The following is a 13,280-nucleotide window of genomic DNA, read 5'->3' as shown; positions in this document are numbered from 1 at the left end:
ACTTGTCACAAGGATAACAGATGCCCGCAGGCGACCGCGAGAAAAAAGAACATCGCCTCGAGGAAAAGATTGATGACAATGCATGGTCGAAAAATCGCTGTGCTCGATGGATTCAACCCCTACGGCACGGGCGTTTTCTTCTAGGACTTCGGTCTCGGATCAATTACGCCAGGGTCAACTCTGCGATCTCGTCGTCTTCCTCTTCCAAGGGCGTTCCGCGCTGGATCTCTTCGATCTCGCCGGTGCTGATGTCACGAAGGACAAGGGACGGAAGCTCGATCATCAGATGCTGCGCGCCATCAAGGCCAAGCGCTCGGTGTTCGATCGCGTGGAGCTTCTCCAAGGCGGAAGTCGCAACAGCGAGCGTTCGGATCGCTGCGGCAGGCCGGACCGTCGTGTCAGCTTCCAGCGCTCGGACAGCCGCCATCAGGCGCGCGCCAACTTCCCGTGTGTTCGCTGTCGTTCGATCGCGAACCTCAATCGCGGCAACAACTACGTTCCCGGTAGGGATGGCCGAAGGCGTTGTGCGCTCCACGACAGGGATAGACACATCAAAGCCGCCGGTAGGAGCGCCCTTGGTGATGCCGCGCGCCGCGAAGCCGTTCTGAAGGGTCCGGATCGCGACGTTGTAGCTCTCTGACAGTTCTGCAAGCGTGACGCTGCCGGAACCCCATGCGGCATCGATCTCAACCCACTCTTGATCGGTTAGCCTGCGGTAGCGCCGCGTCTCGCGTTCTTGTGCCATCACCATCTCGTTCGCGCTTTTCTAGGTATCATTGTACCTCAGATTGCATATGCATGCTCGAAATTGAGGGCGCATATGATCGGAAGGTCGCGCGTGAGAGCATTATAGTCGCAGCATCAGGTTTCTTCGGAGAGAAACGAAAATAATATCTCACAGCGAGGTTCGAGGGGCTGCGGTCGATCAAAACGTTGAACGGGAACGGTACCACGACACCGCACCCTGGAGAATGGACCATATTACGGCTGATCGAGTGCTAGAACGTCCAGCGTGCGGATTTCGTCGATGGCAGCGCTACAAGCAGAGACCGATTGTCAAGCCGGCCAGTAGATACGCTTAAGGGGCAGAAGCTGCTTGGTTTCGATATCCAGGCGATCGTAGTTCGCGATGAGGGCCGCAACCAACTCATCGATCGTCATCAGCTCGAGCGGTATCGTGGCCCGATCGGCTTCGTAATACGCTTCTTTAGTAAACCCACCTGTCGATACATATAATCCTTTGTCCTGGGCATGCCGTCCGCCAAGGAAGCTTCGGATGGCCTGCGAGCCCATAGCCTCCTTGCGATGCTTCACCTCGACGACAATCCTGGGTGACTCAAAGCCGAAACCGTCGGGTGAGGCGACGATATCTTTGCCGCGATCAGCGCCGGCCGGCGACACGCGGGTTTTATAGCCGAGGGCACGAAGCAGTCCGGCGACCAGATCTTGCATCTGCGACCAGTCGAGACCCGATACGCGGTCCTTCGCAAACTCCAGGGCCTTCGATTGAATGTTCTGGAAAATGTCCTCTTCGACAGCCTCAACCTCGTCCGCGACATTCCCAGCGGCCGGCTCATGCGACCTGAGTGCCCTCTCGACGTCTTCGATGATCTCGGGGGTCAGCTGAAAAAGAGCGGAGATCGCGCCGAGGCTATTACGGCTCGCGGCCGACAGGAGATCTCGATACACCTCGTCGCGCCATCTCACGGGGCGAACGTTAGGATCTTCCGGATCAACCGTCTCGTCTCGCCGATAATCTCCTGAAATTTCACCGACCAGATAGACCCTTCGCCTCGGGTCATAGGTGAGAACGGTATCGCCGGTCTTGATCTCGTTGCGGAATCGATGGAGCTGACCGGCAGCCATGGCGATCGACTGGTTTTTCCAATCCGGCCATTCGGCCCGCACCCTGGCCGCGATGGCGTCGCGGCTGCGAAGAGTCTCCAACGAGCCGATCTCGTGCCAGCCGATTGCAACGAGCCCTTGCTCTTTGAACAGCTCGTAGAGCCGGCCGTTGCGCTCCGCACGCACCATCCAAGCATTCTTCACATCGACCTCAGATCGCTTCAGACCTATCCAATGGCAACTTACGGTGGTCCGCACCTGGCGCAATCGATTCGTAGAAGGGAGCGTACGGGCGATACGACGGTTAGGTTCGCGCGGTGTGGCAAGGCGTATCGTGCATGGCCCGTAGAACGCGATCTGTCTCCAGACGGGGTAGGGGCCTGGCAGGTCGGAAGCGACGACAGTTAAGTCTCAAATGGCGAAGATACGCCGCAGCTTCGGACCCGTCACGACTTGCCCGAAACCAAGTGGCTTGACGACGGGAGAAAGTCGGACGAGGACCGCCGGGCGACGGGCTTTCGAACGCATACAGAGACATTGGAATTCAGACGATGGCCACTCTCACGCTCCCACAATTGGAAAGTCACCTTTGGCGAGCAGCCGATATCCTGCGCGGTTCGATCGATTCCGGCGATTACAAGCACTACATTTTCGGCCTTCTCTTCTTCAAGCGGCTCTCGGATGTCTGGGAGGAGGAGTATGAGGAGCGGCTGGCACGTTATCACGACGCCGATCTTGCGGCCGACCCGGACGAGCACCGCTTCGATATCCCCAAGGGCCATTTCTGGAAGGACGTGCGCAAGCACACGACCGATATCGGCACGCATCTGAACGCCGCATTCCGCGCTGTTGAAGACGCGAACATGAAGCTGCGCGGCGTGTTCCAGGATGTCGATTTCAACAACAAGGAGCGCTTTCCGGATGCCATGCTCGAAAGGCTGTTGCAGCATTTCGAAAGCTACCGGCTGCGCAACTCCGATGTCGAGCCGGATATGCTCGGCCAAGCCTACGAATATCTGATTGCCAAATTCGCCGACGACGCGGGCAAGAAGGGTGGCGAGTTCTACACGCCGAAGATGGTCGTGCGGCTGATCGTCGAATGTTTGAAGCCCGAAGAAGGCATGTCGATCTATGACCCGACCTGCGGCTCAGGCGGCATGTTGCTCGAGGCCGTGCATCACCTGGAGCGGCAGGGGAAGAATCCCAAAAGCCTCTCGCTGTTTGGCCAGGAGCGGAACCTCAACACTTGGGCCATTTGCCAGATGAACCTGTTCCTGCATGACATCGACGATGCGCAGGTGGCGCGCGGCGATACGCTGCTGGAGCCGAAGCATCTGACGGGCGACAACGTGAAGGCCATCCGCACATTTGACCGGGTGCTGGCCAATCCGCCCTTTTCGCTGAAAAGCTGGGGGCATGATGTCTGGTCGAAGGGTGATGCCTATGGCCGAGACCGCTATGGCTCTCCGCCGAAATCCTATGGCGACCTTGCCTTTGTGCAGCACATGGTGGCCAGTTTGAAAGGAGACGGCATCTGCGGCGTGGTGCTGCCGCATGGCGTGTTGTTTCGCGGCGGCGCGGAGGGCAAAATTCGCGAAGGATTGATCCGAGATGACCTGATCGAGGCCGTGATCGGCCTCGCGCCCAACCTGTTCTACGGCGCGGGCATTCCAGCCTGCATCCTGATCCTACGCAAACGGAAGCCGGTGGCGCGCAAGGGCAAAACGCTTTTCATCCATGCGGCCGACGAATTCACTGCGGGGAAAAAGCAGAACCTGCTGACGACAAGACACCTGAGCAACATCGTGGATTGCTTGGCTGGCTTTGGAGTCATTGAGCGGTTCTCCTACGTCGCGGACTATGCGGAAATCGAAGGAAACAATTTCAGCCTCAACATTCCGCAATATGTGGATTTGGGGAGCGAGGAAGGCACTCCGGACATAGCTACGGAATATGCCAAACTGCTCGATTTGCGCGCCGAGCGAAACGAGGCAGAAGCTGCGTTGGACATGCATATGAAAGAGCTTGGCTATGGCGCGTAGCTCTTTGTTTCCTGCGAGTGTTCAACCTGGAAAGCCGATCCTCCCGCTCTGCCCGCACGGATGGACGACCGTGAAGTTCGGAGACGTTCTTCAAATTGTGGAGAGGCCTACCGAACTTATTGATAATGTCGAATATCAGCTAGTCACGGCTAAGCGATCACGCGGCGGCGTGGTGGCGCGCAGCCGTCTGTTGGGTCGCGACGTGCTCACGAAAACGCAGTTTCTGATCGCGCGAGACGATTTTCTGATGTCGAACCGTCAGATTATCCATGGAGGCTGTGGCATCGTGCCTCCTGCGCTCGACGGCGCTGTCGTGTCGAACGAATATTCGGTGCTCAGGCCGAAGTCGGAGCTTTTACTCGAATTCCTAGGCTATTTCAGTCACTCGATTTATTTCCAGCAGACGTGCTTTCATGCAAGCGTTGGCGTCGATGTCGAAAAGATGATCTTTGATTGCGAGCGCTGGTTGGAATTCAGGTTCCATCTCCCCCCGCTCCATGAACAGCGCCGCATCGTCGAAATCATGTCCAGCGCCGATGAGGCCATTGCGGCAACGCGGGCGGTGATCGAGCAGACCAGAAAGGTCAAGCAGGGCGTACTAGAACACCTGCTCACCAGAGGCATCGGCCACACGCGCTTCAAGCAGACAGATATTGGGGAGATCCCGGAGGGGTGGGAGGTTGCTGAGGTTCAGGAGCATTTCCATGTTCAACTAGGGAAAATGCTTAGTAAGGCAGCAAGGATTAGCAGTTCGCCTAGCCCATATCTGAGAAACGCAAACGTCCAATGGGGTCAGATAGATACCGAGGATCTCTTGTATATGGATTTCTCTGAACAGGAGAAACAAAAGTTCCGACTTCAAGAAGGCGATCTCCTGGTCTGCGAGGGGGGTGATGTTGGACGGTGTGCCATTTGGAATGACGGACGGGAGATGTATTATCAAAAGGCTCTGCACCGCCTGCGCGAAAAAACCGGTGCCGTCAAAAATCAGTTTATTATGTATGTGCTTGTGCGGATATTTAAGTCAAAAGCCCTTTCCGCAGGATTGGTGGGAACAAACTCCATCGCTCATTTTACGAGAGAGCAATTCCTACGCATGAAATTTCCGGTGCCGGGCACCGAGGAGCAAAACGCAATTTGCGAAACACTGATGACTCTGGACGACTCTACCGGTGAGAACGCCTCAAAGCAGGAGGCGCTTTTAAACTTGAAATCCGCCCTGATGTCCGACCTCCTCACCGGCCGCAAGCGCGTCACCGATGCCCGGCCCCTGGCTGCGGAGTAAGCGCCCATGAGCCATGGCCCTGAATGGGATTTTGCAGAGCGTCCCGCGATCGAGCATCTGAAGGCGATGGGCTATGGCTTCGTGGCGCCGGCGGAGCATACCAGCCTTCGCGATGGCGAGAACCAGGTTCTGTTTCGCCCGCATCTGATCGACGCGCTGATGCGCATCAACGGGATCGACCGCGCCTCGGCTGAGGCCGCCTATGGTGAGCTTGCGGCAATCAGCGACAACGAGGCTTGGCTGAAGGTTTTGCGCGGGGACTATGCCCGCAAGGTGACAGGTCAGGAGACCCGGCAGACGCTGCGGGTGATCGATTTTCTCGATCCCGGCAACAACCGGTTTTGCGTGACGCATCAGCTGCGCGTGAAGGCGGAGCATACGCGCAAGCCCGATGTCGTGGTCTATGTGAACGGCATTCCACTGGTCGTGATCGAGGCCAAGAGCCCGCTCAACATCAAGGACAAGACAGGCGAGGCCTTCGAGCAGATCAGGCAATATGAGCAGGATATTCCGCGCCTGTTCTTCTCCAATGCCTTCAATATCGTCACCGATGGGGCGTTGGTGCTCTATGGCGCGACCGGCTCCGGCTCGAAATATTTCGCGGAGTGGCGCGATCCGTGGCCGAAGCTGGAGGCCGATTTTGCCGATACGCTCGGCAAGGGTCTCTGGTGCCTGCTGGAGCCGGGCCGGCTGCTCGACCTCATCGCGCATTATATCGTCTTCGAAAAAACAGAGACCGGCACGATCAAGAAGATCTGCCGCTACCAGCAGTTCCGCGCCGTCAACCGCATTGTCGAGCGTGTCATCGAGGGCAAGCACCGGCAGGGGCTGATCTGGCACACGCAGGGCAGCGGCAAATCGCTGACCATGGTGTTTGCGGTGCTGAAGCTGAAGACGCACCGGACCGTCCGTTCCGAAGCGCTGACCAATCCGAACATTCTGGTGCTGACAGACCGTGTGGACCTGCATTCCCAGATCAGCGGTACCTTCGTCGCTTGCGGCCTGCCGAACCCGACGCCGATCGAAAGTATCAAGGATCTGCACGCGCTGATCCGCAGCGGCAAGGACGGGCACACGGCGCTGTCCACCATCTTCAAATTCCAAGGATCGAAGGAAGCGATTGCGAATTCCGAAAACTGGATCGTGATGGTGGACGAAGCCCATCGCACCCAGGAAAAGGATCTCGGCACCTATCTGCGGGCGACGCTGCCGAACGCCCGCTTCTTCGGCTTCACCGGCACGCCGGTGAAGAAGGGCGACAAGAACACTTATGAAAACTTCGGCGTGGTCGGCGAAGGCTATCTCGACAAATACGGCATCGACGACGCCGTGGCCGATGGCGCGACGGTGCCGATCTATTACACTGGCCGCAAAACTGACTGGCAGATCGACGAAGCCAAAATCGATATCCTGTTCGACACTTGGTTTGCCGAGCTGGATGACGACAAGCTTAACGACATCAAGACGCGAGGGGTGCAGATCGAGGATCTGGTCAAGCATCCACGCCGCATCGAGTTGATCGCCTACGATATCTGGACGCACTTCACGCAATACGCTCGGCCGGATGGGTTCAAAGCGCAGATCGTTGCCATCGATCGTGAGGCGGTGATCCTCTACAAGCAGGCCTTGACCAAGGTGATTGCACAGGATTTGCAAGCCGAGGGCATGGAGCCTTCCGAGGCATTGGCGCGCGCGGATGCCATGTCGGCTTGCGTGTATTCGATCAGCCAAGAAGACGGCAAGCCGAGCGAGGATGCTCATAAGCAAGCGATCCGTACGGCTTTGAAAGCGCACTACTTGGACGCCGAAGCCGAAAAGCTGGCAAAGAAGGCTTTTGGTAGGAGAGGGGAGGACCCTCAATTTCTCATCGTCTGCGATAAGCTGCTGACGGGCTTCGACTGCCCGATCGAAAGCGTGATGTATCTCGACAAGCCGCTCAAGGAACATGGGTTGCTGCAGGCGATCGCTCGCACCAACCGCGTTTCCGACGCCAAGAAGCGCAATGGTCTGATTGTCGATTACATCGGCGTTTCCGGCCATCTGGAATCAGCGCTATCGTCCTATCGCTCCGACGACGTGAAGAACGCCATGCGCGATCTGGACGACCTGCGCAATCAGTTGCGGGCCGCCCATTCTGCCGTTGCCGCCATTATGAGACCTCTAAAACGGGGAGCGAACGCGAAGGAAGGTCTGAAGGCGGAATACGATGCCTTCGTGAAGCTGCTGGGCAGCGAGGACAAGTGGTTCGACTTCAAGGCGAAGGCGCGGGGGTTTATCGCGCTCTACGAGACGCTGAGCCCGGACCCGAGCATCCTGGATTTCACGGCCGATCTTAAATGGGTCGCGAACTTCCTGCTCTACGGCACGCAGCATTTCGAGAAGCGCCAAGCCTTCGACCAGATGAACTACAGCGAGAAAATCCGCGAGATGTTGGAAAAGCATCTGGGGGCTACGGGTCTCAGCGTGACCGTGAAGCTGCGCCACATCACCGATCCCGAGTTCTGGGAGGATTTCGATCCGGCTGACAAAACCGACGAAGACCTCATGACCGCAGCGATCCGTAAGACGACGGAACTGCGCAAGACCGTTACCGAACGGGTCGATGAGAGCCCACACCAATATGGCAAGTTTTCGGAGCGTCTGCGCCAGTTGCTAGCGAAGCTAGAAAGCGCGCAAGTCACTTGGGCCGAGAAGCTCAAGGCGGCAGAGGAACTGGCCAAAGACATCACTGCCGAGGATGGAGCCCATGCTGAGGCGGGTCTCTCTCCCGGTGCCTACGGCATTCTGCAGATCCTCAAAGGCTTCACTTCCGCGCCGGCGGGCGAAGATTTGGCGATCCGGCTGGAAGGGCTCTACACCGATCCGGTAACAGCGCCGGCCGGCTGGTGGGAGAAAGACGGCTTGCGCAAGAGCCTCCGTCAGCAAGTGCGGTCTATGGTGCATGTCGCCGGCCTGACGCAACTTCGGGAAATTCCGGAGGAGGTTGAGGCATACGCGCTCAGGCACTTCGTGGGGGCCTGAAATGGGTGTCTATCGTATTGGCGAGCAGGAGATTGAGTACACTCTCCGTAGGTCTCCCAAGGCCAAGAAAGCAAGCCTGAGCGTCACGCCTCAATCCTTCGAACTTCTCGTTCCAGAAAACGCGACCGAGGCGCAGATCAACGCCGTATTGGATCGCAGGCGCGGCTGGCTCATCGTGTCCCTTCAGCATATGCGTGAGCGAGCGCAGGCCCAGACGCGTATTTATCGTTTCGTCAGCGGCACTAAAATTCCTTATCGCGGACGTATGACCAAGTTGACCGTTGAGCCATTTGAGGGATCTCTCGTCGAGGTTAGCTTCCGCAACGGCTTTCATATCCGCAAACCGAGCAGCCTATCGCCGGCCTCTTCCGATGCTGCAATCGAAAGCGCCCTACGCCTGTGGCTCAAGAAGCGCGTGCGTGAGGACGCCTACACTTTCGTTCGCAAACATGGCGAACGCCACGGTCTGAAACCCACTGGCATCCAGATCAAAGACCAAAAGCATATGTGGGGAAGCTGCGGACAGGATCGCCAGATCAATTTGAACTGGCACCTGATCTTTGCACCGAAGCCCGTCTTGGAATACGCCGTCGTCCACGAACTGTGCCACCTAAAGCACCGGAATCATGATCCGGAATTCTGGGAGTTGGTCGGCCGAGTTCTGCCAGATTGGGAATCGCGAAAGGCTTGGCTCGACAAGAACGAACATATGCTTGGGTGGGAGAGGGTCGAAACGGTAATGTAGCAATGCCGCATAACCCAGTCAGGAGTTATGTACGCTGCATTCGCGACGATCGCCTAAATCCGATTACAACGAATACCAGGGGAATTTGTCGATTGCAGTCCTCCGCGTCTTCAAAGTCACGTCGCCGTAATTTTCCCCAGCTGTTCGTGCGGAGTGGCCCTGGAGAGCATCAAGGGTACGCCGTGAGATGCCTTCTTCTTCACCCACTGTCTTGAAGCGATGACGCCAAGCATGGCTCGGTTGGACACCCTCCGGTACAATGCTCATTGACTGTAACCATTCGCTAATTCGACCTGCGACAGTTTGAGAAGCAGCGACTGGGTTGATCCCTGGACGATTCTTGTAAAACAACGGTCCAGGTTGAGAGGCCTTCACAAAGTCGATGAAACCCATAGCAACAAGTTGCGGGTGAACCGGTACATCACGATAGTTTCCCGCCTTCACAGTCCCAGCGTCGGGTGCGATGCGGATAATGAACCCTTCAGGCTCTTCGCGGATATCGTGCGTCCGTAGCTGCGTCATTTCTGAAACTCGAGCACCGGTGAAAGCGCACAACACCGAGATCCAGCGTTTGGCCGCCGTCATCTGAGGCCCCTCTCGGGTCGCTGGGTTGCTGCTTTCTTTCGGCCTATAGTCTCGAGCGGCACGCAAAATCACGAGCGCTTCGTCCAGCGTGTAGCCTTGTTCGCGACTTTGTTGCTCCTTAGGGGCCTCCTGACGTACGTCTTGCGCGACATTCAATGCAAGACGGTCCTCCGCAACGGCCCAATTCAGGACAGTGCGTATCGATGCAAGGTAAACGTCACTGATCGTACGAGGCGAATGCGTCTTCAGCCTCGCATCACGCCATCTGCGGAGATCATCTTTCGTCAGCCGTCTTGCATCGTCATGGCCTATAAATTTGATGAGATCGGTAAAGACGGGTGACCAACGTTTTTCAGCCCCTTTGCCCTTCCCAACGATCTGCCGCGAGGCAATGTAATCGGCGAACAGTTGCTTGATTGAAATAGGGGCCTTCGACTCTTCAACTGGCTTAGCGTTGGCGAGTAGGGGATGCGAAGGCATGCCGGAGAAGTCACCTTCGTCCCGCTCCACAACCCGCTCAAGGGCTTCATATTCTGAAACGCATATTGCACGGGCCAGAATGCGCCACTCATCTGAGCCTTCAGGTTCGTCATGGTTTCCTAAATGACGATAGCGCTCTATCCGCGCGCCGATAAGCTCGCGGTACTCGCTGTCTCTCAACCGTCCTGCAACGCCATCGCGAAGTGCTGCCACGAGCTGGTCGTCCACTTCACTCGTAGCATATCCAGGGTACCTATTCCGAATATCATCATCGATTTGCAGGCGAGCTTGGTAATTCCGCAGCGCGATCTGGTCAGGAGCCAAAGGGTAACGTGCAACGGTCGCCGTTCGTGCTCCTGCTTCGGCCGCTCGGCGCTGACCAAGGGCAATCTTATGCTGAATTAGGGCAACCGCTCCCGGTAGCTTCTTCAAGGCATCCCGATAGTCCGCCCCGAGCGGCGTCCGAAACTCGCTCTTCCCATTGAGGTAAGGCCGAAGCTCTTTGGGAACAACGAGCCGAGCGTAGAAGCGCCCGTCTCGGTTCAGGAGATGCATCACCTTTCCAGCCATGGAAGCAGTCCGTTTGTAACGACATTTGTAACGTCGATACGGACTACAAACACTGCCAGTCAAGGCGTTCAACGATTTCAATGTGATGAGATGGTGCTGCGAGAGAGGATTGAACTCTCGACCTCTCCATTACCAATGGAGTGCTCTACCACTGAGCTACCGCAGCGCTTCGATGGCGGCTATTTGCCATAGGGGGCCGAGGAAGGCAAGCAGGATTCTGTCTTCTTTTTTCATCGTGCCGACATGAGAAAAGGCTAGACAGGCTTTTTCCAGCCTTCTATAAGGCACTCACCAACGCAGAGATGCACTTCGAAAGAAGAAGCGCTGCGAAGCCCAAGTAGCTCAGTTGGTAGAGCATGCGACTGAAAATCGCAGTGTCGGTGGTTCGATTCCGCCCTTGGGCACCATTTTTCCTCATTGAAACTAAATCAAGAAAATCAGCTTCTGACTAGGCGTTTCTCTGCGCAGATAATTCTGTTCGCGTCGACATTTAGAAATCCGCGGTTGTGCTGCTAAAGACCGCGTAAATGCAGCGACCGTCCATTGATGCTTCGAATGGATTGGGACGTTGGTTCGAGCATTTCCACAGACCATGCCTCGACTGACCCCGAGCCTCTCCTTCGGCCAACCCTTGGTTGAGGACGGATGCGAAGTCCGACGACCCGGAAATCTGGCCCACGAACTACACCTCTGGCCGCGCCGTATGAGGCGCGTTAGGAGGGGCATCGGGTCGCCTTGCAGAGGCGACGGGCGCTGCGGTCATCAGGGCAGGTTGGGATATGGATACGCCCCGAAACGGAGCGCGCGGGAAATTGGCGGAGCTGGAAGCGCTTCGCGGCATCGCGGCCCTTGTCGTGCTCGTGCATCATACGATGCTGGCCTTCACGCCGCGACTTCATGGTCTGAGCTATTCCGGCCAAGCCTATTCCCTCTCTCGCACGCCAGCTTTTGTGCTCATCAATGGCTCGGCCGCGGTTGTCGTCTTCTTTGTTTTGTCGGGCTATGTGCTCTCGCTTAGCGTCCTACGCACCGGCAATGCACAGGTGGCAGCCACCTCCGCCTTGAAGCGCTGGCCGCGTCTGGCGGGTCCGGTGGTGCTGACGAATCTGATGGCGGGGCTCGTCATGGCGTTCGGTGGATTTTCGAATCAGGCCGTCGCGCAGCTCGTGCCGTCCATCTGGCTCGGCTGGTTCTACACGTGGCCCAGCGCGGGCCTGCGCGAAATTCCCGATAGTCTTTGGGAAGGGGCAACGACCTTCTTCACCGGCCACGCGGCTTATAACTCTAGCCTCTGGACCATGTTCTACGAGTTCGCCGGTAGCCTCCTCGTGCTCGGGGCAGCGCTCCTCATGGTTCGACTGGAGCGGTTACGGTGGGCTGGCTTGGTCTCGATCGGCTGTGTCGCGTTCTGGATCAGCCCCTGGCTGACCCCTTTCCTTGTGGGCCTCGGGCTTGCGTGGCGTGATCGCACGAAGAGGGAGGATTGGGGCTCGGGACGAATCCTGTTGGCCGTCTCTGCCATTCTGCTTCTCGCCGGATATCATGAAAATGTCGTCGGTGGCCGCCCCGAGGGCTTCTACGCCGCGCTTGCGCCGGTGGCCGAATGGGACGCGCTGCGCCTTCGCGTGATCCTGCATACGATTGCCGCCTGCCTCGCGCTGCTCTTGTTCCGCCGCTCGGCGGGGCTGCGGCGTGCCATGAGTGGCCGGCTGGGGCGCGGGCTCGGGTTCCTGTCGTTCGGAATCTATCTTTGCCAGGTCCTCGTCATCTGTTCCGTCTCCAGTCTGACATTCGAAGCCACGGCCGGGGCAGGGCGGTTCGTACAGATCGCGGCGACCTTCGGGGTAACGATGCTGGGAACTGTGGTGCTCGCCGTGCCGGTCGCCGTCTTCGATCGATGGTGGACGGGCTGGGTCGGCCGCGTGATGCCGTCTCGTGGTCGCAGGGCGAACGCGGATCGATCGGCTACGGCTGAACCAAGCGCTGACCGATGGGGCGGGCGTTCGTAACGGAGGCGCACGCCGCACGCCGCACTGCCTTCACGCGCTCACCTCTTGATCCGCGTTGTGCGCTTGCAGGCCCTATCGCAGACGCGAAAGCCGGCCGGCGACGACGCGTTCGATGCACCAGAGCGCGTCCGACAAGGCTGGTCTGTCGGCGCAAGGAATCTGGCGCGTCAGATCGTCATTCATGGCGGACCAGACCCGACGGACCTCGCTGCGGACCCGCGCGCCGTCCTCGGTCAAAACCACGAAGGTTCGCCGGAGATCGGCGTCGTCCATCTCGCGCCGGCACCAGCCCCGCCGCTCCAGACTGTCCAGCATTTTCGAAACGGTCGAAGGCCGAACGGAAAGCTCCCGCGCGATCTCGCAAATGCCGCGCCGTTGGTGGGGATCGATCGCGTCCAGAAGCTGATCCTGCCCCGCCACGACGCCGATTTCGGCGAGCTTCAGCGAGATGAGCTGGCGCGTGGACCTGGAGAGAGCGAGGAGCGGTCGAATGAGATTGTCCGGCACGTTCTCACATGTCGGCTCGGGCGTCATTTCTGCCACGGTCATCGCATTCGCCGTTCGTTTCGTGATTCGTGCGAACACACTGACCAAGCGGGCTGGACAGGTCTTTTAACTGCTTATCATCCGTGAACTTGGATGCGCCCGTCTTGAGCGGCGCGATGGCGCGCGACATTTCGCCTGATCCACCGAAGCGA

At 58.0% G+C, this 13,280-nt stretch carries 9 protein-coding genes and 2 tRNA genes; 6 read left to right on the top strand and 5 right to left on the bottom strand.

All coding sequences use genetic code 11. The annotated features are described in order from the left end of the window. Nucleotides 1–163 precede the first annotated feature (163 nt). Together AUL28_RS09125 and AUL28_RS09120 are read right to left on the bottom strand one after the other, a co-directional pair. A complete protein-coding gene (locus AUL28_RS09125) occupies nt 164–745 on the bottom strand; it encodes a hypothetical protein (protein ID WP_156419939.1) in 582 nt (193 codons plus the stop codon). Nucleotides 746–1,056: 311 nt separating this feature from the next. After that, nucleotides 1,057–2,034: a restriction endonuclease gene (locus AUL28_RS09120; RefSeq protein ID WP_062231823.1), complete on the bottom strand. Its 978-nt coding sequence runs from the start codon at nt 2,032–2,034 to the stop codon at nt 1,057–1,059. A gap of 362 nt (nt 2,035–2,396) precedes the next feature. Here AUL28_RS09120 and AUL28_RS09115 point away from each other — a divergent pair, with 362 nt between their 5' ends. Genes AUL28_RS09115 through AUL28_RS09100 form a run of 4 tightly spaced genes read left to right on the top strand, consistent with a single transcriptional unit; the run spans nt 2,397 to nt 8,938 of the window. Next, nucleotides 2,397–3,887 carry a type I restriction-modification system subunit M gene (locus tag AUL28_RS09115; protein ID WP_062231821.1) on the top strand — a complete coding sequence of 497 codons (1,491 nt, stop codon included), beginning with the start codon at nt 2,397–2,399 and terminating at the stop codon, nt 3,885–3,887. After that, nucleotides 3,877–5,172: a restriction endonuclease subunit S gene (locus tag AUL28_RS09110; protein WP_082640357.1), complete on the top strand. Its 1,296-nt coding sequence runs from the start codon at nt 3,877–3,879 to the stop codon at nt 5,170–5,172. The genes AUL28_RS09115 and AUL28_RS09110 overlap by 11 nt, the downstream gene beginning before the upstream one ends. Nucleotides 5,173–5,178: 6 nt before the next feature. Beyond that, nucleotides 5,179–8,193, top strand: coding sequence for a type I restriction endonuclease subunit R (locus AUL28_RS09105; RefSeq protein WP_062231817.1), 3,015 nt, complete (start codon nt 5,179–5,181; stop codon nt 8,191–8,193). A 1-nt stretch (nt 8,194) separates the two neighbouring features. After that, a complete protein-coding gene (locus tag AUL28_RS09100) occupies nt 8,195–8,938 on the top strand; it encodes a M48 family metallopeptidase (protein WP_062231815.1) in 744 nt (247 codons plus the stop codon). Nucleotides 8,939–9,001: 63 nt separating this feature from the next. On the opposite strand, the gene AUL28_RS22060 is transcribed toward AUL28_RS09100, so the two are convergent. Continuing rightward, entirely contained in the window at nt 9,002–10,573 is a 1,572-nt protein-coding gene (locus tag AUL28_RS22060; protein WP_082640356.1) for a tyrosine-type recombinase/integrase, read from the bottom strand. Between the two features lie 91 nt (nt 10,574–10,664). After that, nucleotides 10,665–10,739: transfer RNA gene (locus AUL28_RS09085), tRNA-Thr, on the bottom strand. 165 nt (nt 10,740–10,904) lie between these two features. Between AUL28_RS09085 and AUL28_RS09080 the strand changes: the two genes are divergently transcribed. Next, a tRNA-Phe gene (locus tag AUL28_RS09080) sits at nt 10,905–10,980 on the top strand. Nucleotides 10,981–11,352: 372 nt separating this feature from the next. Next, nucleotides 11,353–12,582 (top strand): acyltransferase family protein, encoded by a 1,230-nt coding sequence (locus AUL28_RS09075; protein ID WP_082640355.1) that lies wholly within the window; start codon nt 11,353–11,355, stop codon nt 12,580–12,582. A gap of 72 nt (nt 12,583–12,654) precedes the next feature. Here AUL28_RS09075 and AUL28_RS09070 read toward each other — a convergent pair whose 3' ends face one another. Then, nucleotides 12,655–13,131 carry a MarR family winged helix-turn-helix transcriptional regulator gene (locus tag AUL28_RS09070; protein ID WP_062231807.1) on the bottom strand — a complete coding sequence of 159 codons (477 nt, stop codon included), beginning with the start codon at nt 13,129–13,131 and terminating at the stop codon, nt 12,655–12,657. Nucleotides 13,132–13,280: the final 149 nt, after the last annotated feature.

It is taken from the genome of Aureimonas sp. N4 (assembly GCF_001463925.1).
Lineage (GTDB): Bacteria > Pseudomonadota > Alphaproteobacteria > Rhizobiales > Rhizobiaceae > Aureimonas > Aureimonas ureilytica_A.
The sequence above is the reverse complement of the archived record's forward strand: the minus strand, read 5'-3'. Positions and strand labels throughout refer to the sequence as shown.